The organism is Listeria grayi DSM 20601 (assembly GCF_000148995.1).
GTDB lineage: Bacteria > Bacillota > Bacilli > Lactobacillales > Listeriaceae > Listeria > Listeria grayi.
Genome location: NZ_GL538353.1, coordinates 551045 through 573379, shown reverse-complemented (window position 1 = coordinate 573379; position 22335 = coordinate 551045). Strand labels below are relative to the sequence as shown.

At 42.5% G+C, this 22335-nt stretch carries 20 protein-coding genes; 10 read left to right on the top strand and 10 right to left on the bottom strand.

All coding sequences use genetic code 11. The annotated features are described in order from the left end of the window. The first annotated feature begins 135 nt into the window (after nt 1-135). The 9 genes from ilvD to ilvA all read left to right on the top strand — a co-directional run bounded on the left by ilvD (nt 136) and on the right by ilvA (nt 11121). Nucleotides 136-1827 carry a dihydroxy-acid dehydratase gene (gene ilvD, locus HMPREF0556_RS10275; protein ID WP_003758312.1) on the top strand — a complete coding sequence of 564 codons (1692 nt, stop codon included), beginning with the start codon at nt 136-138 and terminating at the stop codon, nt 1825-1827. Nucleotides 1828-1853: 26 nt separating this feature from the next. Further along, on the top strand, nt 1854-3569 hold the full coding sequence (gene ilvB, locus HMPREF0556_RS10270; RefSeq protein ID WP_040486757.1) for a biosynthetic-type acetolactate synthase large subunit: 1716 nt from the start codon (nt 1854-1856) through the stop codon (nt 3567-3569). A 1-nt stretch (nt 3570) separates the two neighbouring features. Beyond that, nucleotides 3571-4062 (top strand): acetolactate synthase small subunit, encoded by a 492-nt coding sequence (gene ilvN / locus HMPREF0556_RS10265; RefSeq protein WP_003758310.1) that lies wholly within the window; start codon nt 3571-3573, stop codon nt 4060-4062. Nucleotides 4063-4120: 58 nt separating this feature from the next. Then, on the top strand, nt 4121-5116 hold the full coding sequence (gene ilvC / locus HMPREF0556_RS10260; RefSeq protein ID WP_003758309.1) for a ketol-acid reductoisomerase: 996 nt from the start codon (nt 4121-4123) through the stop codon (nt 5114-5116). A gap of 157 nt (nt 5117-5273) precedes the next feature. After that, on the top strand, nt 5274-6812 hold the full coding sequence (locus HMPREF0556_RS10255; protein ID WP_003758307.1) for a 2-isopropylmalate synthase: 1539 nt from the start codon (nt 5274-5276) through the stop codon (nt 6810-6812). Further along, nucleotides 6809-7861, top strand: a complete 1053-nt coding sequence (leuB, locus tag HMPREF0556_RS10250) for a 3-isopropylmalate dehydrogenase (protein ID WP_003758305.1) — start codon at nt 6809-6811, stop codon at nt 7859-7861. The genes HMPREF0556_RS10255 and leuB overlap by 4 nt, the downstream gene beginning before the upstream one ends. 1 nt (nt 7862) lies before the next feature. Beyond that, nucleotides 7863-9260, top strand: a complete 1398-nt coding sequence (gene leuC / locus HMPREF0556_RS10245; RefSeq protein ID WP_003758303.1) for a 3-isopropylmalate dehydratase large subunit — start codon at nt 7863-7865, stop codon at nt 9258-9260. Beyond that, nucleotides 9238-9828 (top strand): 3-isopropylmalate dehydratase small subunit, encoded by a 591-nt coding sequence (gene leuD, locus HMPREF0556_RS10240; protein WP_003758299.1) that lies wholly within the window; start codon nt 9238-9240, stop codon nt 9826-9828. The genes leuC and leuD overlap by 23 nt, the downstream gene beginning before the upstream one ends. 24 nt (nt 9829-9852) lie before the next feature. Beyond that, nucleotides 9853-11121, top strand: a complete 1269-nt coding sequence (ilvA, locus tag HMPREF0556_RS10235) for a threonine ammonia-lyase IlvA (RefSeq protein ID WP_003758297.1) — start codon at nt 9853-9855, stop codon at nt 11119-11121. 44 nt (nt 11122-11165) lie between these two features. On the opposite strand, the gene HMPREF0556_RS10230 is transcribed toward ilvA, so the two are convergent. Both HMPREF0556_RS10230 and HMPREF0556_RS13725 read right to left on the bottom strand, forming a co-directional pair. Continuing rightward, nucleotides 11166-12695, bottom strand: coding sequence for a putative mucin/carbohydrate-binding domain-containing protein (locus tag HMPREF0556_RS10230; RefSeq protein ID WP_003758296.1), 1530 nt, complete (start codon nt 12693-12695; stop codon nt 11166-11168). Next, a complete protein-coding gene (locus HMPREF0556_RS13725; protein WP_003758294.1) occupies nt 12664-13389 on the bottom strand; it encodes a hypothetical protein in 726 nt (241 codons plus the stop codon). The genes HMPREF0556_RS10230 and HMPREF0556_RS13725 overlap by 32 nt, the downstream gene beginning before the upstream one ends. 215 nt (nt 13390-13604) lie before the next feature. Here HMPREF0556_RS13725 and budA point away from each other — a divergent pair, with 215 nt between their 5' ends. Beyond that, nucleotides 13605-14321 carry an acetolactate decarboxylase gene (budA, locus tag HMPREF0556_RS10225; RefSeq protein WP_003758292.1) on the top strand — a complete coding sequence of 239 codons (717 nt, stop codon included), beginning with the start codon at nt 13605-13607 and terminating at the stop codon, nt 14319-14321. A 40-nt stretch (nt 14322-14361) separates the two neighbouring features. Here the strand turns inward: budA and HMPREF0556_RS10220 are convergent, their stop codons facing one another. The 8 genes from HMPREF0556_RS10220 to HMPREF0556_RS10185 form a co-directional block, all read right to left on the bottom strand. Continuing rightward, nucleotides 14362-15474, bottom strand: coding sequence for a low temperature requirement protein A (locus tag HMPREF0556_RS10220; protein ID WP_003758290.1), 1113 nt, complete (start codon nt 15472-15474; stop codon nt 14362-14364). Nucleotides 15475-15719: 245 nt separating this feature from the next. Beyond that, complete coding sequence (locus tag HMPREF0556_RS10215) at nt 15720-16118, bottom strand: DUF4064 domain-containing protein (protein WP_003758289.1); 399 nt, start codon at nt 16116-16118, stop codon at nt 15720-15722. A gap of 70 nt (nt 16119-16188) precedes the next feature. Beyond that, a complete protein-coding gene (locus HMPREF0556_RS10210; RefSeq protein ID WP_040486754.1) occupies nt 16189-16719 on the bottom strand; it encodes a hypothetical protein in 531 nt (176 codons plus the stop codon). 157 nt (nt 16720-16876) lie between these two features. Beyond that, the gene (locus tag HMPREF0556_RS10205; RefSeq protein ID WP_040486752.1) at nt 16877-17503 is read right to left on the bottom strand and encodes a DUF5105 domain-containing protein; all 627 of its coding nucleotides are present in this window, start codon (nt 17501-17503) and stop codon (nt 16877-16879) included. 183 nt (nt 17504-17686) lie between these two features. Further along, the gene (locus HMPREF0556_RS10200) at nt 17687-17992 is read right to left on the bottom strand and encodes a hypothetical protein (protein ID WP_003758282.1); all 306 of its coding nucleotides are present in this window, start codon (nt 17990-17992) and stop codon (nt 17687-17689) included. 418 nt (nt 17993-18410) lie between these two features. Continuing rightward, the gene (locus HMPREF0556_RS10195; RefSeq protein ID WP_003758280.1) at nt 18411-18686 is read right to left on the bottom strand and encodes a hypothetical protein; all 276 of its coding nucleotides are present in this window, start codon (nt 18684-18686) and stop codon (nt 18411-18413) included. A 260-nt stretch (nt 18687-18946) separates the two neighbouring features. Continuing rightward, on the bottom strand, nt 18947-21220 hold the full coding sequence (locus tag HMPREF0556_RS10190) for a glycoside hydrolase family 31 protein (protein ID WP_003758278.1): 2274 nt from the start codon (nt 21218-21220) through the stop codon (nt 18947-18949). A gap of 30 nt (nt 21221-21250) precedes the next feature. After that, complete coding sequence (locus HMPREF0556_RS10185; protein ID WP_003758277.1) at nt 21251-22279, bottom strand: LacI family DNA-binding transcriptional regulator; 1029 nt, start codon at nt 22277-22279, stop codon at nt 21251-21253. Between the last annotated feature and the right edge of the window lie 56 nt (nt 22280-22335).

The window sequence follows — 22335 nt, the reverse complement described above, 5'->3', positions numbered from 1 at the left end:
TTCTTACAAAGCATCCCATTTTGTTTTTGACAAATTGGGGTGCTTTTTTATTAGCAGGTACTAGAATCAATAATTTGTTTTTTCTAAATATTCAGCATTCACGAGGATAATTAATAAAGAAATGAGGGGTACGTTATGCGAAGTGACAAAATCAAAAAAGGTGTCGATCAGGCTCCAGCGCGCAGTCTGCTGAGAGCAACCGGCCAAATCAAAAGTTCTGGTGATATGAATAAACCATTTATCGCCATCTGTAATTCCTATATCGACATCGTTCCAGGACATGTCCATTTGCGGGAGCTGGCAGATGTAGCGAAAGAAGCGATCCGCGAAGCCGGAGGTATCCCCTTCGAATTCAATACGATCGGCGTTGATGATGGGATCGCAATGGGACATATTGGAATGCGCTATTCCCTCCCAAGCCGGGAAATCATCGCGGATGCAGCGGAAACGGTTATCAACGCTCACTGGTTCGATGGTGTTTTCTATATTCCGAACTGCGATAAGATCACACCCGGCATGCTACTCGCATCCGTTAGAACCAACGTACCAGCTATCTTTTGTTCCGGAGGCCCAATGAAAGCAGGATTATCTGCACATGGGAAAGCATTGACCCTTTCTTCGATGTTTGAAGCAGTTGGTGCCTTTAAAGAAGGAAGTATCTCTCAAGAAGATTTTCTCGATATGGAAGCAAATGCCTGTCCGACATGCGGCTCTTGTGCCGGGATGTTTACAGCCAACTCCATGAACTGTCTAATGGAGATCCTCGGTTTAGCACTTCCGGGAAATGGGACAACACTGGCAGTATCCGATGATCGGCGCGAATTGATCCGAAAATCTGCTTTCCACTTGATGGATCTCGTGAAAAAAGATATTCGTCCTAAAGATATCGTTACGAAAGATGCGATCGATGACGCATTTGCCTTAGACATGGCAATGGGAGGTTCGACCAATACCGTGCTGCATACACTGGCACTTGCAAACGAAGCAGGAATCGATTACGAACTGGATCGCATCAATGATATTGCAAAACGCGTCCCTTATCTTTCCAAAATCGCTCCTTCTTCTGCTTATTCCATGCATGATGTTCATGAAGCAGGCGGTGTATCGGCAATCATCAAAGAACTTGTCGATCTTGGCGGAGCGATCCATCCCGACCGCATCACCGTCACTGGGAAAACGATCCGCGAGAATGTGGAAGATGCTGTCATCATAAATGAACAAGTCATTCATCCAAAGGAAGATCCCTACAGCCCAGTCGGCGGTCTTTCCATCCTCTTCGGAAATATTGCGCCAAAGGGTGCTGCAATCAAAGTCGGCGGTGTGGATCCTTCTGTAAAAGTCTTTCGCGGCGAAGCGATCTGCTTCAGCACACATGACGAAGCAGTCGAAGCAATCGATAACCATACCGTTCAGGAAGGTCATGTCGTCGTGATCCGCTATGAAGGTCCAAAAGGCGGTCCGGGAATGCCAGAAATGCTCGCTCCTACTTCCAGTATCGTAGGACGCGGATTAGGTAAAGACGTGGCACTGATCACAGACGGACGCTTCTCAGGTGCAACGCGTGGTATTGCAGTCGGACATGTTTCTCCCGAAGCAGCAGCTGGCGGTCCGATCGGTCTTATCAACGACGGCGACATCATTACGATCGACCTTCCCAACCGGACACTGAATGTAGAAGTTTCCGATGAAGAATTAGAAGCCCGCAAGAAAGATGTTCCAAAATTCAAAGCAAAAGTGAAAACTGGTTATCTAGCAAGATATACGGCTCTCGTGACATCAGCACATACTGGTGGTGTTATGCAGATCCCAGAAGATTTGATAGATTGATCAATAACGACAAAGAGGTGAGGAAATTGGTTACACAAAGAGCAGCAACAACACAAGCAAGTCAGACAAAATCAGGAGCCGAACTCTTTATCGATGCCCTGAAAAAGCAGGATGTTGAAATGGTTTTCGGCTATCCCGGCGGCGCGGTCCTACCTATCTATGATGCCTTTTACAAAAGTAATTTCCCCCACATCCTAACACGGCATGAGCAAGGCGCCGTCCATGCAGCAGAAGGATATGCGCGGGTGACAGGCAAACCAGGTGTGGTTGTCGTTACTAGCGGCCCCGGTGCTACAAACGTATTGACAGGAATCGCTGATGCCATGAGTGATTCGATTCCACTAGTCGTTTTTACCGGTCAAGTGCATACACCCGGTATCGGGAAAGATGCTTTCCAAGAAGCAGATATGATCGGACTGACGATTCCTATCACCAAATATAATTATCAAGTCAGAGATATCAAAGAACTGCCACGTATCGTCAATGAAGCATTCCACATTGCGAATACCGGCCGAAAAGGACCTGTAGTAGTAGATATCCCTAAAGATCTCGGAATCGCTGAAACAGATACCGTGCATCCCGATACGATCAAACTACCAGGCTATCAGCCAACCTACATTCCGAATCTATTGCAAGTCGAAAAATTAGCACAAGCGATCTTAGCTGCTAAAAAGCCACTGATCTTGGCTGGCGCGGGAGTCAATCACTCCAAAGCAACAGCAGAACTGTTAGAATTTGCAGAACGCTATGATATCCCAGTTGTCAACACACTGCTCGGCCTAGGTAGTTTCCCTAATCACCACGAATTGTTCTTGGGTATGGGCGGTATGCACGGCTCTTATTCGGCAAATATGGCACTTACCGACTGCGACCTGCTGATCAATTTCGGTTCCCGTTTTGATGATCGCTTGGCCAGTGCACCAAAAGAATTTGCACCAAACGCCGTGATCGCTCATGTCGATATCGATCCGGCTGAGATCGGGAAAATCATTGAAACGCAGATCCCGATCGTAGCTGATATCCGGGCTACATTAGAAGCACTGCTTGCCATCCAAGTAACAGAAGCTTTCGACTTCTCGCATTGGCATAAGCTTAATACAACGCGTAAAAATCGGCATCCCTTCTCTTATGACCGCAACACCAAGACACAGATCAAACCGCAGCGCGTTATTGAGATCATTGGCGAGATCACACGCGGCGAAGCATTGGTCGCGACCGATGTCGGACAGCACCAAATGTGGGTGGCGCAGTTTTATCCGTTCCAATTTGACCATCAGATCATCACTAGCGGTGGCCTCGGTACTATGGGCTTCGGCTTCCCGGCAGCAGTAGGTGCACAACTCGCCTTCCCAGAAAAAACAGTCGTCGCTTTTGTTGGCGATGGTGGTTTCCAAATGACCAATCAAGAACTCGCGATCCTTGCTGGATATGGGATCAACGTCAAAGTCGTGATTTTGAACAATCATTCGCTTGGTATGGTCCGGCAATGGCAAACCAAATTCCACGGGGAACGTTACTCCCATTCGATTTTCGACAGTCAACCGGATTTTGTTAAATTAGCAGAAGCCTATGGCGTAAAAGGCTATCGTTTTACGAATCCAGAAACGATCGAAAACGATTTGAAAAAAGTATTTCTACAAACAGGTCCGGCAGTTATCGATGTTGAGATCCCTGGGGACGAGCAAGTGCTGCCGATGGTGCCAAGTGGAAAACCAAACCACCAAATGGAAGGAGTCGAATAAGATGCGCCGTATCATCACTGCTACTGTGAATAATTCTTCCGGCGTGCTAAACAGGATCACCGGTGTTATTTCCCGCCGGCAATACAACATCGACAGTATCTCTGTTGGCTGGACAGAAGAAGAAAATATCTCACGAATCACGATCGTTGTTCATGTCGACTCACTCTATGAGATCGAACAAGTAACGAAACAGCTCAACAAACAAATCGATGTCTTGAAAGTCAGCGATATTACAGATGACCCGCATATCGAACGAGAGCTGGCATTAGTAAAATTAAATGCACCTGCCCCGCTCCGCTCGGAATTAAATGCGGTGATTGAGCCTTTCCGCGCTACGATCATCGATGTCGGCACCAAAAACATCGTAGTCCAAGTCAGCGGCACAAGTGAAAAAGTCGATGCGTTTGTCGATACAGTCAAACCATATGGCATCAAGCAATTAGCACGAACAGGCGTGACCGGGTTTACCCGCAGCAGTAAAAAAAATAGTTGAGATTTCACTGAGAGCATCTGCTTTCTGAAATAGATATCAAACGTTGGAGGTTAGGAAAATGACAAAAGTATATTATGAAGATGCTGTAAAAGAAAATGCACTAACGGGGAAGAAAGTTGCCGTTATCGGTTATGGATCACAAGGACATGCGCATTCGCAAAATCTGCGTGACAATGGCAATGACGTTATCATCGGTATCCGCGAAGGACGTTCTAAAGAAAGTGCGAAAAACGACGGCTTCGATGTTTACTCCGTTGCCGAAGCGAGTAAACAAGCAGATGTCATCATGATCCTTCTACCAGACGAAATCCAAGGAGATACATACGAAAAAGAAATCAGCCCAAACTTGGAAGCAGGAAATGCCATTGTTTTCGCCCATGGTTTCAACATCCATTTTGATGTGATCAAACCTCCTACAGATGTAGATGTTTTCCTAGTTGCACCAAAAGGCCCCGGACATCTAGTAAGACGTACCTTTGTAGAAGGCGGTGCCGTCCCTTCCCTCTTCGCCGTCCACCAAGATGCCACTGGCAAAGCGCAGGACCTCGCCCTTTCTTATGCCAAAGGAATCGGAGCTACACGTGCCGGCGTTATCGAAACAACTTTCAAAGAAGAAACAGAAACGGATCTATTCGGTGAACAAGCTGTCCTATGCGGCGGTGCCACTCACCTTATCCAAGCAGGCTTTGAAACACTTGTAGAAGCAGGCTATCAACCGGAACTCGCTTACTTCGAAGTACTGCATGAGATGAAACTGATCGTAGACCTGATGTACGAAGGCGGAATGGAAAAAATGCGCTATTCGATCTCCAATACAGCAGAATATGGCGACTATGTATCCGGTCCGCGCATCGTGACCAGCGATACGAAGAAAGCGATGAAAGAAGTATTGACCGATATCCAAAATGGTAATTTTGCCAAATCGTTTATCGATGACAATAAAAACGGCTTCAAAGAATTTCACCGAATGCGCAAAGAACAGCAAGGTCATCAAATCGAAGCAGTCGGCAAAAATCTCCGCGAAATGATGCCGTTCGTAAATCCAAGAAAATAATTGTTAAAAAGCATCTAGCTTGGGAACCTCTGCAGCAGCAGAGCTCTTCCCTGCTTTTTGTTATCAGTTATGGGTTTTTGCCAGTCCAATGCCTATAACTGATAACAAAAACAACGTGTTTTTTGTATCTACAATACTAATGAAGAGGTGAAATCGAATGAAAAAGGTCCAGTTTTTTGACACAACTCTGAGAGATGGCGAACAAACACCTGGCGTTAATTTTGATGTAAAGGAGAAAATAAGAATCGCCTTACAACTCGAAAAACTAGGCATCGATTGTATCGAAGCGGGATTCCCGATTTCCTCTCCTGGTGATTTTGAATGTGTCAAAGCAATTGCTGATCAAATCAAAACAACAGCCGTAACAGGGCTTGCTCGTTGTGTGGAAAGGGATATCGACCGCGTCGCCGAAGCGCTGCAAAACGCGTATGCCCCGCAGATCCATATTTTCCTAGCCACCAGCGACGTTCACATGAAATACAAACTAAAAATGTCGCGAGCGGAAGTACTAGCATCGATCGATCATCATGTCCGCTATGCAGCCAAACAATTTGAGATCGTCCAGTTTTCACCGGAAGATGCCACTCGAACGGACCGCAGTTTCCTGATCGAAGCTGTACAGACGGCGATCACAGCTGGCGCAAAAGTCATCAATATCCCGGATACAGTCGGCTATACTAACCCTACTGAATTCGGCCAACTGTTCCGCGAACTCAGAGCAGCGATTCCTGAATTTGATGCTGTCACCTTCTCCTGCCACTGCCACGATGATCTCGGTATGGCAGTTGCGAACTCGCTAGCAGCGATTGAAAACGGTGCGACCCGTGTGGAAGCAACGATCAACGGTATTGGAGAACGAGCTGGTAATACGGCACTTGAAGAAGTTGCTGTTGCCCTGCATATTCGGAAAGATTTTTATCAAGCAGAAACAACTATCACACTCAATCAATTTAAAACGACAAGCGATCTCGTCAGTCGGCTTTCCGGCCTTCCTGTTCCGAAAAACAAAGCAGTTATCGGCGGCAATGCTTATGCACATGAATCCGGAATCCATCAAGACGGCGTCCTTAAAAACCCCGATACGTATGAAATCATCACTCCCGCTCTCGTCGGTGTAGAAAAGAATTCCTTGCCACTCGGCAAACTATCTGGCAAGCACGCTTTCCAAACAAAGCTGGCAGAACTTGGCTATGAGATCACAGCCGATGAACAATCGCGCTTGTTCAAACGCTTTAAACAACTGGCTGATGCCAAAAAACAGGTTACCGAAGAAGACATCCATGCACTTGTTTTAGGGGAATCGCAAGAAGCAGATAAACCCTTTGAATTGGAACACATGCAGATCCAATATGTTACAAATGGCATTCAAGCAGCGGTGCTTCGTATTAAAGATGCAACTGGCAAGATTGCCGAAGATGCTGCGACTGGTTCGGGCAGTATCGAAGCGATCTATAACGCGATCAACCGCCTTACCAATCAAACAGTTACCCTCTCTGATTACCGTATTCAATCCATTTCCGCAGGGCAAGACGCCCAAGCAGAAGTCCATGTCATTATTGAGACAACGAATGGTCGTCAGCTACACGGGATCGGCATCGACTATGACGTCCTGACCGCCAGTGCGAAAGCTTATCTACAGGCAGTTGGCAAAGTAGGTCAGACAGTCGCACCGCAAGAGGAGGTAAAAGAAGCATGACTAAGAAAATCGTCGTGTTGGCTGGAGATGGTATTGGTCCGGAGATCATGGACAGTGCCCTTTCTCTCCTCCAAACTATTCAAGCAGATTTCGAACTTGATTATCAGATCGAAAAATTCCTCTTCGGCGGAGCAGCGATCGATGCAACTGGTGTGCCACTTCCAAAAGAATCACTCGCTGCTTGCCGGCAAGCAGATGCCATCTTGCTGGGAGCGATTGGCGGTCCAAAATGGGATAACGCCAGCGAGCGCCCCGAAAGTGGTCTGCTTGCCCTACGTAAAGCACTTGGTTTATTTGCAAACATTCGCCCCATCCAAGTTCCCGATTCGATTGCTGCACTTTCACCACTTAAAGCAGAAATCGTCTCTGGCAGTGATTTTATCGTTGTCCGCGAACTGACAGGTGGTCTGTATTTTGGCGAACCAAAAGTTTTGGAGGAAACACATGCCACCGACACGCTCAACTACTCCAAGAAGGAAATCCAACGTATTTTGATCCAAGCATTTGAGATCGCGAAAACGCGAAAACAAAAGGTAACTTCTGTCGATAAAGCCAATGTGCTTGCCAGTAGCAAATTATGGCGGGAAACTGCGAATGAAGTTGCTGCTGATTATCCGACAGTTACATTAGAACATCTTTACGTTGATGCAGCAGCAATGCTACTGATCCAAAAGCCGACCGCATTCGACGTGATCGTCACAGAAAATCTGTTTGGCGATATTTTAAGCGACGAAGCTTCTGTCATTACCGGATCGCTCGGTCTGCTCCCTTCTGCCAGTCATGCGGAGCAAGGTCCTTCGCTTTACGAACCGATCCATGGATCCGCTCCTGATATCGCCGGACAAGACATCGCCAATCCGATGTCGATGATCAGCTCCGTTTCCTTGATGCTCCGCCAATCATTTGGCGAGTATCAAGCAAGTAAAAGATTAGACGAAGCCGCAGAAGCAGTAATGAAGGCAGGCATCCTCACTCGTGATTTAGGAGGAGATGCTTCTACCAGTACTTTTACCAAGGCCATTCAAAATAAATTAAAAGGAGGAGACTAAAATGGGACAAACGCTTTTTGACAAACTTTGGGATCGCCATGTCATATATGGAAAAGAAGGTGAACCACAATTATTATACGTCGATCTGCATTTGATCCATGAAGTTACTTCTCCCCAAGCCTTTGAAGGATTACGAATGGAAAACAGACCTGTTAGACGACCAGATCGGACTTTTGCCACGATGGATCATAATGTGCCGACAGAAGATATTTTCAACATCCATGATCTTGTTTCTAAAAAACAAATCGAAGCATTACAGAAAAACTGCGAAGAATTCGGGGTACGACTAGCTGATGTCGGTAGTGAACGCCAAGGAATCGTCCACATGGTCGGTCCGGAAACTGGTTTGACCCAGCCTGGCAAACTGATTGTCTGCGGTGATTCTCACACTGCGACGCACGGCGCTTTTGGCGCGATCGGCTTTGGGATCGGCTCCAGTGAAGTGGAACACGTCTTTGCCACCCAAACGATCTGGCAACAGAAACCTAAAAACATGGGAATCGAGATCACCGGTAAACTTCCAAAAGGTGTCTATGCGAAAGATATCATTCTCCATTTGATCGCTACTTACGGCGTTTCATTCGGAACCGGATATGCCGTTGAGTATTACGGGGAAGCAATCGAAGCGCTGACTATGGAAGAACGGATGACGATCTGCAATATGGCGATTGAAGGCGGGGCTAAAGTCGGATTGATGGCACCGGATCAAACCACTTTCGAATATGTCAAAGGTCGTGAATATGCACCAAGCGATTTTGACGCGGCTGTTCAAGATTGGCAAGCGTTCTATACGGATGAAGATGCTACCTATGATCTGCACCTCGAAGTCGATGTCAGCAAACTCGAGCCGTATGTGACTTGGGGAACCAATCCAGAAATGGGAGTTCCTTATTCCAGCGCTTTCCCTCCTATTAAGGACAGCAACTACGAACGCGCCTATGACTATATGGGGCTAAAACCCGGACAACGGGCAGAAGATATCGAACTTGGCTATGTGTTTATTGGTTCCTGCACGAACGCAAGGCTTTCCGATCTGGAAGAAGCCGCTCGTATTGTTGCTGGGAAAAAAGTAAAAGAAGGCATTCGCGCACTCGTCGTTCCCGGTTCCAGACAAGTACGTACACTCGCTGAGAAAAGTGGTCTGGATAAGATCTTTAAAGATGCTGGTTTTGAATGGCGTGAGCCTGGCTGTTCCATGTGTCTCGGAATGAATCCCGATCAAGTCCCGGATGGCGTCCACTGCGCGTCCACTTCCAACCGAAATTTCGAAGGACGGCAAGGAAAAGGTGCACGCACACATCTTGTATCGCCAGCTATGGCAGCGGCTGCCGCCATTCATGGTCATTTTGTCAATATTCGCGAGGAGGGGATTCTAAATGGAAGCAATCAAGGTGCATAATGGAAAAACGGTCGCACTGATGTACGATAATATCGATACGGATCAAATCATTCCGAAAAATTTCTTAAAACGAATCGAACGGACTGGTTTCGGCGAATTTTTATTCGATGAGTGGCGCTATTTAGCTAATCGAAAACCTAATCCGGATTTCCCACTCAACGAACCCAACCGCAAAGAGGCAACGATCCTGATAACTGGAGACAACTTTGGTTGTGGTTCCTCTCGGGAACATGCTGCTTGGGCACTCTTGGATTATGGTTTCAAAGTCATTATCGCCGGGAGCTACAGCGATATCTTTTATATGAACTGCACAAAGAATGGTGTTCTGCCAATCTCACTTTCCCAAGCGTCACGTGATCATCTTGCCAAACTTGGTGCAGAAGAATCGATCACGATCGACCTTCCGAACCAGCAAGTGATCGCAGGAGGTAAAACTTATGACTTTGAGATCGATCCGACTTGGAAAAATAAATTTATCGAAGGTTTGGACGATATCGCCATCACGATGCAGTATATCGATAACATCACGGCATATGAAGCAAAAATCAACACATATGAACAGGTCTGAAATCAAAAAAAGGTTGTGATAGGAATGGAATTAGTGGACTTATTGGTCACGAAAGAAGATGTCTTAGCTGCGTATGATACACTCAAATCAGTGGTACGTCATACACCATTGGAATATGATTTTTATTTATCACAAAAATATGATTGTCATGTTTACTTAAAGCGAGAAGATCAGCAGCAGGTGCGTTCTTTCAAGATCCGCGGCGCTTATTATGCGATCAAGCAATTGACAGCCGCGCAATTAGCAAATGGAGTAGTATGTGCTAGTGCCGGCAACCATGCGCAAGGTGTTGCTTACACATGCAATCAGCTCAAAGTCCCGGCAACCATTTTTATGCCTACCACTACACCAAAACAAAAAATCGATCAAGTCACATTTTTTGGCGGTACAGAAGTTACCGTCGAACTGATCGGCGATACTTTTGACGCTTCCTCTAAAGCAGCTGTCCGTTTCGCTAATGACAATCAGAAAACTATCATCCCTCCTTTTGACGATGCTAATGTGATTGCTGGCCAAGGCACATTGGCTGTAGAAATGCTGGAAGATCTGACAAACGAAAACAACGCTGCAGATTTTGTGTTTGCCGGAATCGGTGGTGGCGGTCTGATCAGTGGGATAAGTGCTTATTTGAAATCCACCAGCCCTTCCACTAAAATCATCGGTGTCGAACCAAGCGGAGCTCCTTCTATGGCAGCTGCTCTTGAACAAGACCATGTCGTTTGTTTAGAACAAATCGATAAATTTGTAGACGGTGCTGCCGTCAAACAGGTCGGCGAGCGTAATTTTCTCCATGTCAAGACATTGGTGGACGATGTGATCGATGTACCGGAAGGCGAAGTATGCAGCACGATCTTGGATCTCTATTCCAAACAAGCGATCGTTGCGGAACCAGCTGGTGCTTTATCCGTAGCTGCCTTGAATCATTATCGTGACAAGATCAAAGGTAAAACAGTCGTCTGCGTCGTCAGTGGTGGTAATAATGATATCAATCGGATGCAGGAAATCGAAGAACGTTCGCTCTTATTTGAAGGACTCAAGCATTACTTCATTGTCAACTTTCCGCAGCGTCCGGGGGCATTAAAAGAATTCGTCAACGAGGTCCTAGGTCCTGAAGATGACATTACCAAATTTGAATACACGAAGAAAGTAAATCGCGGGAATGGCCCTGTGATCATCGGGGTACTTTTGAAATATAAACAGGAATATCCCGACTTACTGAAACGAGTAGAAGCCTTTGATCCCAGCTTTATCGCCATTAATGAAAATCACATGCTGTATGGTTTATTGGTTTAAAAAAGGTAGCAACTGCTGAGGTTGCTACCTTTTTTAGTACTTTATTATTCCGAAAAGAGCGCTTGATAGTTATCGAGATAGACCGTTCTATTCGGCTCATCTAACAATTGGATCGCCTGTAGAAGCTGTTTCTTTGCCTCGGATTCAGCAAATGGCACATCCTTCAAATCAGCGTCATTTAAAAGCCTTGTTCCTTCTGCCTTGATTTTAACGATGAGATCTTCCTGAGGATCATTGGCAAGTGTTTTATTGCGCAGTCCCCATTTTGTCATTACCAGCGTATTCGTCTTTGTTGCCTTATCGATAATAGACTCAGACGAGCGAAGACGATTTTTTGTCTCGGCATGATAGATTTCCACGATGTCCCCTTCTTTGAAAGGAAACGAATCTTTTCCAACCTTTGTTCCAGTTCCTTCCATCGTCTTTTCATAACGTGTCATTCCTGCTGCATCTTTGACGACCACTTTCGCATAAGTTTCCCCGCTGTAATAACTATGCGGTTTTTCAGCAGTAACATCGAGCGTGGCGGAATCATCGTTTCGATTCGTCGTAAAAGTCGCGAATTTGGCATCGCCTAGTCCTAGGAGTTGGATGCTTTGATTTGCTAATTTACTGATGTTTATCTTTTCAAGTGAGATCTTCGCATCATTTTGGGCTTCTTTCACATAAACATAATGCGTATCAGCAATATATGGAGCGACTTCTTCCCCTGTGAACGTTACAGTATAAATACCATTTGGCACTTGTTTAAAGTCTAGTGTCTCTCCTTTCACAGTTTGCTCCGCGATCATTTTTGTTCCGTCTTTGAGCTGCAGTTTTGCTCCATTTAGCGCCTTTACATCCTCCGCTTTTAATTGGATACTCAGATTTCCTTTTAATCCTAAGGAAGCGATATCCTTATTCTGTACCATTTCAAAATTAGAATTGATCAATATTGTCGGATCTACTAGAGTGCGTGCACTAGCTAATTTGCTCTCCGGTATGATATCAGCGAGTGAAGCTATTGCTGGATAGGATTTTGCGCGGTTTTTAACAGCTTGATCATCTGCTAGTACTAGCCCCCACCGCTGCAAAACGGGTGTAAAGTCTTGCTTACTTGTTTCGCTGTAGTAGCGATTTAGCAAATCTGGCAGTGGGTAATCCGTTTTGCTGAAACCATTCTGATTGGCAAGCTCTCGATATCCTTGGTACATCTTAGTAAAAGCTTCATTTCCAGCTTTTTGTTTCAACATCGTCAGCAAAATCAACTTTTCGCGTAGATCTACAGAGCCATATGTTCCGTCTTGTTTGACCAATTTCGTATACAGATTTTTCTCTACCGCTTCTTTTTTCCCGTAATTAAAGAGCCAGCCGATTTGATCTGCTTTTTTCCCATATTTTTCATATTGGTATTGGACACCGAATAAGTTATTGGAAACTTCCCCTGTATACATGCCTTGTCCATCGAAACCGGCTTGATAGCCATGAGCGATCTCATGAAGCGTTGCCCAATCTATCTTTGTCAGCCACATATCTGTCGTTGCGTAGCTATTTGCCGTCCAATTACCGCCATAATAGGCGCCCCCCTGCACCATGACTATCCGCTTTTAAAAAGTAGCGATTACTGCCATTTTTATTGACCGCAGAACTATCATCGAAACCAGCAATTTGATTATAATAAGCAAATAAATCTTGATAATGCGCTATTAATTCATCTAAGGAAGCATAATCTTTGAGATTGCGAACTGCATTTTTATCTCGCTTCGGGATAAGTAGTTGAAAATCTTTCCCTTTGATCAACGCATAATTTCCATCCTTATCGTCCCATGTTTGAAAAAAGGTTTCCGCATCGCCATGATATGCATAAACAGGAAGCGGCTTCTGTGCCTGCTCACTATCTACCTCATATTCCAGCTGAGCACCTGACTCGCCATAAGGCGTGTCGACAAAAGGAACAAGTGCTTCCGTTCCACTAACCGTCGTCCAATCACTGCCGACTTTTACCGATTTTTCGGTTGCTGAATCATTTCCTAAAAGCCGGACCGTCAATGACTGCTTATAAGCTGGATTAGCTTGGCGGACTTTCAAGACTGTGTTTTCTCGTAAAATAAAGCCTAGATCTTGACGATCATGGTTCTTTCCTTTACTCATTCCCGCTTTAAAAATCCAAGTTGGTTCTTGAATACTGAATACATCTTTCTTCCCTGTTTCTTTGGCTTCTGCTTGCATACTGCCGATACATACAAGCAACACACTAACTATTACTAATAAAAATCCCGTTTTTTTCATTTCTATTCCTCCTTTTCTATACCTTTACTATACAATAAAATTCAAGACTTGTTAGGAAAACTGGGTGGTGTTCTTTAAAAATCTGTATTACAATCAAAAACTAACTGTTTTAATCAAATCTCTTTATTTAAAACAATTAAAGGTTTATACTATAATAGTAGAGGGAAAACCTGTATTAATAGTATTTAACTTTTTCAATAACACAAGGAGTGTTTATGATGACTAGAAAAAATCGTTTATTCCAACATTCCACCATGGCCGCATTAGTTGGCGGTTTGTTTAGTGGGACGACCACCTTTAAGGAGTTGCTCGCAAATGGTGATCTTGGAATTGGTACATTAGATGAATTTGACGGCGAATTGATCGTGGTTGACGGTAAAGCGTATCAGATCCGTTCTGACGGTAAAGCATATGAAGTGAAACCAGAAGATACAACGCCATACGCAAGTGTTTCTTTTTTTGATGCGGATACTTCCCTAACCATCGAGGAATCCAAATCAAAAGATGAAGTCGAAGCACTGATGGCTTCCCATATGCAAGGTCCGAATGTTTTTTACGCAGTCAAATTAACGGGAAACTTTCGTTATGTGGATACACGAGTTGTTCCTAAACAAACTAGACCTTATCCGCCACTTATTGAAGCAGTAAAAGAACAACCGACTTATCACTTCGAATATATCACTGGTACGATCGTCGGTTTTTGGACCCCCGCTTATATCAGTGGGATCGGCGTGGCGGGTTATCATATCCATTTCATTGATGATATGCGCCAAGTCGGTGGACACGTTTTCGATTACGAAATGTTGGACGGCACGGTCGAATTTGCGCAACAAACGGAGTTCGAATTACAGTTGCCACAAACAACGGAATTCTTACGAAGTGATTTGACAACGCCAGATATGCTGGATCAAATCGAAGCGGCAGAAAAATAAAAAAACTATTTCCTTTTACTAGGAAATAGTTTTTTTTGCTTCAAATGCCAGTATGTCTTTCAACATCACTATGCTGCTTCGACCATCGTAAACTAGCGACCATGCCAGTAATCGATAGAATGAAGATAGCTAGTAAAATCGAAATATTCGATATAAAACTCATTGCAAGCGCATTTACAATAATAATGCCAATAACACTATAAGGCAGTATTTTTGTTCGGAAAGCACGGTTATACACCCACCAATTGATAACAATGACCCCCAGATAAACAAGAAATGCTAGCAGTAAGCCTATTTTATTCGCCGTATCCCATTCAACGCCCACAACGCCATAGGTGGCAATCAAGAACTGCAGATTGATCGCAATGATGATAAAGACATGTAGATAAGCTGTTGCAAATCCTGTACTATTTTTCACCTTATTCATACCAAATCGATAATGATACATATAAATCCAGAACAGCATGATGACAAAAACAAAATAAATGACACTTCGGATCGTTACATGCTCGATCTCAATAGCATTGACTAGGAAAATCAATCCTTCGCCAAATAATAAAATGACAAATAAGCTCAGCCGCTCAGCAAGATGCCCAAAGTGGATGGGACTTTTTTTGGAAACTGGATAAAACAACAGTGGAAATACCACCGCTACCATGACAGAGACAAAATAGATCCAAAAGTGGATCCCAGCTGGTGCCAGCAGTCCAACTGTCGCGATCGCGCAGGAGAGTAACAATCCACCTGCATATACCAAAACTATTGCACGACTGGTATTGTTGCGTTTCAATATATAATTCAACACGTACTGCAACGCGATACTTAAAAATATCAATGTGGTCAGTCCTGTGAAGCTGATAAATGTTTTTTCAAAATCAGCATTGATCGTTTTCGACAAGAGAATCACTAAAAACATGTCAATAAAAACAAACATGTATTGATACCACTCTTTCTCAAAAAAGCGGTTGACCAATAGCGTGCGGTAGATCCAAATAGCGAAGAACACCAGAAAGAGCATCGTATTTTTCCCTAAACTTTCTAATGTCAGCAAACTTGGTGAGATATGTTCGACAGTATGATTGATCTGCGACAGCACATAGACAAAGATCAAGTCAAAGAACAGTTCGGACATACTCACTTCTTTTTCTTTCATAATTCATTCATCCCCTTTTATTAAAACCTATAAAAAATAGTACCATATTTCCCAGTAAATTTCAGTCTTATAAAAAAACAGCCTTATTTGCTAAGGCTGTTAGCACGTATAAAAGATAATAGCCATGATTAACTGCTTTTACGTTTTGTATAGATGAAAAAATGTCGCGAATCCACTTCCTATACTCGTTGATCATGTCACTTTTTATTTACCTCTCCGTTTTACCCAAAATTTCGTTAATAGTATTAATCGTAAAAAATATTACGTTTCTCTCTAGATGATTTTACTACTGACATAATGCCTGATATCAAAAACAGAACGCCTGTTATCCAGCCGTAACTAAAAAAGCAAAGCCCTCCTACTACTATGAGTGTAATCGACCAGCCTTTGATATTCTGCCCATTTTTCATTTTAAAGGCAGCTATAAATCCAATGATACAAGCTGCCACTGCTAAAAGGAAAAAATAGAAAACAATCCCTCCGCCTACAGTCAAGCCAATCACATCATCTGAAGTTAGTGCATCCGTATTTATAGATGTTCCTATTCCTAATAAGGCTAACATAATCCCCATAAATAAAATCCCAAGTATTGCAAGACTCGCTCCGATAATCGTCATAATAAATTCTGCTTTTCTTTGTTCCATTTCTTTTCTCCTTCAACTAGTTATTTTGTGACTTGAATAATACGCGTTCTCCGATTATGGTGTGTCAACCCTAGCTTTTCTCTACATAAGTCAACCAATAATCTTCGAATTTTTCTTTAAACACTTCAGTCCCAATCCGACCGCGTAAAGCTAAAACATGTACGCTGTTATCTATAAATTTCACTTGATATTTATAGATAACACTTTGTTTTTTGTTATATTGGCGATAGCACCCTATATCAACAACTTCTATCCACCGCTTTTTATATTGCTTTCCTTCCTCATAATAAGTAAAACCTTGTTCCTCCATTTTGTATAAAATGCCCTCATATTTAAGCATAATATTCAGATCAACAATGGCTGTTGCTAACATCGCAAAAGAAAAGGTTCCTGCTACTGAAAATAAAAAAATCAGATACATTCCGCCTATCAATAAAACAAGTAGCAATGCGATGATATTTATGATTAGAGATTGCCTTAGTACAAACTTACATATCGCAACTACTACAGCTGTTAGTGTTAAAACAATTAGTATGCCCATCGTAAACTCTTTAAAAATATCAGCCCATGTAATTCTAATCTCAAGTTTCCCATTGATCATGATTAGCAACAACCTCTTTTTTTACTCTTTTATCAATAAGTAGTACCTTCAAATTTTTTAGCTATTTCGGCCGTGCTATTGATTCCGATATCTTCAGTATCTATTTTCCACTTACTATTTACTTTCTTTAAATGGACCGTCGAAACGGTACTTGTCTTCAAAGGCATTTTGTAAGGATTTCCGGAAATTCTTTAATGACAATCCCTATAACGGCACTTTGTGTTTCTTTATAGCTTGCTTTATAGTTTGTTTCCTTTTGAAGTTTATTGGAAAGGTCGGACATTTGTGAATTTAGATCTGTAAGGCTGATAGTGCGTACTTTAACGCCGATATAAGCATCTTCTCCGGAAAAAGATTCTAACGTGTAAGCAACATGACCTCTAGAAGCGTTTCCTTTTTTTAATTCCTTCAATAAAGCAGTAAGATCTTTATCCGCAATAGGGTTTGAAAAAGTAAAATTCCGTTGAATTTTTTCCTTTGTTTCTGTATCAAATTCCTTTTTATCTGCTGTCAGACTATTTTCCACATACTTATCCGCATATAGATCTGACTTTCCAAGGTAAACTTCATTCACATAAGCTTTCAATGCTTTTTCGGCTTCCTTGCTCTTATCCTCATAATTTCGTGTATCAATTTTAAGACTTATTGGTTTAGCCTTTTTAATATTGGGGGCATAATTTAGTGTGTATACGCCTTGCTTCTCAATTTTAAAGACAATGTTTCCTGTTAAGGACGTGTCTGCAGTTATTTTCTTAGCTGTTAGATAATCGTTGTCCATAGACATATGAGAATAACCTATATAGCTTTCTGCATTCGTTGCTTCTTTTTCTTTATTTACTAAAGAAATTATTTGCCAATAATCTTTCTGTATCTGTACTATTATTGGTTAGTTTTATACGTAAAGATAGGTATTTCTCGTCATTTTCAGATTTAGGAATAACATACGTTCCTGATAATACTTTTATTGCTATACTTTTTTAGAAACTTCTACCGTTTTCGTTTCCCCTTTTTTCTTTGGTGACTCTGACCCTAGTGAACATCCCATTAATGAAATGCATACTAGTAAGGTTATACCAAGCATGCCGAATTTTTTCATAAATACCTCCTCTTTTCTATCTAATGCATTAATCCATAAGGCTGTCTTTTTTACGTGAGAATGACGCCGCTGTTTTTTCATAATAAAGGAGAGTCTACTAAATCGTTTTTTTAGTGCTGCTCTCCATAAAGCCCTTATATATTTCGAAAACAAGAGATTATGGATTGCTTGTATCATAATTTTTCCCTTTATTATCCTTTAAATGCGTATATCTTGTTCGCTTCTATATCGTATTTTTCTCCCCTTATTCATTAGTATGCTATCACATTAATTATAGCCTAGTTTTTTCTATTAAAATGTGACAAATTTCCGAATTTTTATCTGATTTTGTATCAAAAAAGTGAACTTTTTCGATCCCGATCTCTTATGGGAGCATTAAATTTGATTTTGGTGTTTTATATCTACTTATTCTTTTTATTAAAGCTCCACTTAGTGACGTTTGATTGACTATCTAGGAATATAAAGGAAAGCCAATTCCATCGACCAACTTATCTTCCCTTTACGCATGGCTTTTGCCAAATTTGAACGTGAACTGATATAGTATAAAAAAAACAGTATGGAAAGGAGAAAGTCCCACACTGTTTTCCCTATTTTTTTATTTCTGAATTTCTGTTGTCACGTTAGAAATCTCCATCTGTTGACTGGAGGTGTCTACAAAAAAAAGCCATACACCCAATAAGGCAAGGATAATCACTATTACTTGATAAACAATCGCTGTGATAGCAATAATTTTTACGCTAGTTGGATAATTTCTCCGCTTCGCAAGTAAATAGATGCTAGGAACTAATCCAATAACTGGTAGAGTGAAAGCCAAAATAGAAGCGATGATCAACCCTAGTATATTCATTATATCCATCGGTTCTTTGTTCATTTTATTTACTCCTTTCTAATCTATGATGTATATCCAATGACTATGAGTTTCACATCTTTATATGTATGTGAATCTAGTAGCATTATAGCATAACCCTACGCCTATTTCTGAATCTATAGACACCTCATGTCCAACAAAGAAAAAAATCAACTTTCGGCTTAACTTAAAGCCTTCAAAAGTTGATTTTTCCGACCTGAGAGCCTTATCCAAACAAGGCTCTCCCATAAGTAACACTAATTCTATCATTTCCCATCAAACTGTCAACTGTTTTTCACGTATAACATCTCATATAGTAATCCTTCTAAGCCTTTGATCTGCAATTGTCCTAGTACGGCGCCAATTTGGAAATCATCGCCTTGTGATTGCCAGATCGTGTACAAGCGGTCTTTGAGATCATAAGCGATTTCCGCTTTATCCAGCCGCCGATATACTTCTGCGGTCACATCTTGAACCTTATTCGGCTCTAGGGAGGCGAATATGGCTGTTTCACTTTCTAAAGCAAACATTTCTTTTTCTACTCGCTTTGCACCAACTGCTTCACCAAGTGCGGCAAAACCTTTTAAATGCAGGAGATGTGTTCGCTCTTTTGGTAAAATGCCAGCTGGATCTTCGACATGGAGATGGACTTTTTTCGCTTCTATATCCAATTCGACAGTCGTTTTCGCTTCATTGTCTCCTGCTTTTTCCACCATTGTAAAACGATTGCTTGCTCCTGCAAACAGCTGCCATTCCAGTGTGAGCGGCAATGTTTCGCCTTTAGTCTCAGCCGGATATTTATCTAGTGGGATGATTGCTCCTGCTTTGGCAAAAACAGGGTATTCTTCCAGACTTCTGAATACTTCAAGCTCCACATTTCCTTTATACCTTCTACCTGTGAAAAAATCATACCAGCTGCCTTCTGGAAGCCAGACTTTTGTGGAACCGTATTGCAGCTTTTTGTCCATTCGTTCTGTGATCGGCGCGACGATCAATTGTTCACCGAAATAATATTCATTCGGAACGTGGTATGCTTCTTCGCGATCTGGATTTAGGTAATAAATCGGCATGATCAATGGGATTCCATCGCGGTGAGTTTGCACATTCAGTGTATACAGATAAGGGATAAACGCATGTCGAAGGCGTAAGAAATCTTTCATTGCTTCTGCGACGATCGGGTTGAAACGCCATGGCTCTTTCCCAGTAAATGGGCTGCAAGAGCTGTGCAGACGATTGATCGGACTGAAAACGCCGAATTGATACCAACGCAGTGCCAATTCATCTTCGCGGTAACCTTGCATATGTCCGCCAATATCATGGCTCCACCACGTATAACCGATATTGGAAGCGGTCGCCGTGAAATAGGGTTGAAACGCCAAGGACTTCCATGAGATCACGGCATCGCCGGAAAATCCGATTGGGTAGCGATGGCTGCCCGGCCCAGCGTAGCGGGATAAAATGATGCCATTGGCGTGATTGGCTTGGATATCTTGATAATGATAGTGGTTCAGTAGCCAAAGTGGATCTAAACCGCGGTTACAGGTATTTGTCCCTTGCTGCCAGTCGATCCACCAGAAATCAACTCCCTCTTTTTCAAGCGGATGATGGACATCTTCAAAATAGGTTTCCCGAAAAGCGGGATTGTCGATATCAAACTTAGCTGGCTCTTCGATGCTAGGGTCCAGTCCCAATTTTTCTGCGACGACAGGGTATTGTTCTTCAAAAGCTAAAATCCCAGAAGCAGGATGCACATTGAGCGTTACTTTTAACCCTTTTTCGTGAAGCGTTTTCAAAAACCGTTTTGGATCGGGAAATAATTCGCGATTCCATGTGTAGCCTGTCCAGCCGCTTCCGAAACGTTCAGGAAGATCAGTCAGATGCCAATCCATATCGATCACGCTGACAGATAGCGGTACCTTTTCGTTTTCAAAGCGATCCATTAATTCCAAATATTCCCCTTCGTCATATTTCCAATATCTGCTCCACCAATTCCCTAGCGCATAACGTGGTAAAAGCGGTGTTTTACCTGTCAGTTTGTAAAAATCTTGGATTGCTTCTAAATAACTACGGCCATAACCGAAAAAGTACAGATCTTCTTCGGGTTGTTTTCGCGGCTCTGGATTATTATTTTCATCTAAAACAAAAGAATCCGAATCATCGAGGATCGCCAAGCCGGCCTTGCTGATGATGCCCTCTCCTAGCTCCGTGCTGCCGTCGATCATATCTAGCGTTCGAGCAGTGCCTTTCAGGGTTTCCGGAGTTGTCCCGTAATACCAGCGATTATTGTAGAGCGAATATTTATTTAAAACATCGATGAACAGATTATCTTTGGAAAAAGCTGCTTTATTATAATAAAGATGAAAGTGAGTAGTAATGATCTCTAGACGATTCTCTTCATCGATAAGATGATAGGCTACTTTACCAAGATCACGGTTCAAAACGGTCTGGGTCGGTGCATCTTCAAACACGCCGGTCTCGGAATATTCCAAGCGGATCAGTTTCTCCGTGATCAATGTAAATCGATAGGTCTCTCCTTGAATGATATTGTCTTCTTGCATGTAGTCCACTCCTTTGTTCAAATCTTAACATTAAGTCCGTTTCATCACGGATTCTCGTTCGATCAATTCGCCAGGCAAGATAAAATTCTTTTCCTGCTCCGTCTCTTTATTTGTGGTACGGCTCGCTAATACATCCACGGCCAATTCGCCTTTGCGTACTTGATCCAGACGAATGGTGGTAAGTGGCGGATCCATTAGTTTAGCATAGCGGATATCATCAAAGCCGATAATGGAAATGTGCTTTGGATCATAGCAATGATTTTCCTTTAGATAATGAATAAATTCCACCGCAAGAAAATCAGCAGTAACTACCAATGCAGTGATTTTATCCAGTTGTGTCACTATTTTCTCGAATTCAAAACTAGTAAAGCTCAAACGGTCATCGTATTGAAGTCCGTGCTCCGCTAAAGCTTGCTTATAGCCTTCAAAACGGTTGTGGATAACACCAGTGGCATCGATCTTAAATGGATAAGATAGGAAACCGATCTGCTCGTGACCGCAGTTTGCTAAATAATCCGTTGCCTGATAACCAACTTTTTTATCATCTGTATGGATAAAGCAGCGTTCCCACTTGCTCGTTTTCACTTCTTGCTTGGTTTCTTCTGAAAGGTGGGTATCGATAAAAATAACTGGTGCCTGAATCTTATGATCAATGGCCGCAAAAAAACTTTCCGATACCCCGACAGCGATAAAACCTTCAAATTTCCAATTCATTTGTACCGCTTCGACGTCTTCTACAGAAGTAATGTTGTGGATCAAGGTAAAATAACCATATTCTTTTGCTTTTTTCTCAATACCTTCCAAAATCTCGGTAACAAACGGATCTGCAAAGTTGATGCGTTCATTTTCCGAATAATAAAGTAGACCGATCAGTCGGGAAGAAGATTTTACGAGCGAACGAGCATTCATATTCGGTGTATAATTGTACTTTTTCATGATGGATTCGATCAGTTTGATTTTATCCGCGGAAACGCGGTGTGCCTTTTTATTGATCACATTCGACACAGTTGTCACACTTACACCAGATTCTTCTGCTATTTGTTTGATTGTAATTTTCATATTCTCACCAACTCTATTTTAATACAGTCATTATATGGTTTTTTTCGAAAAATTGA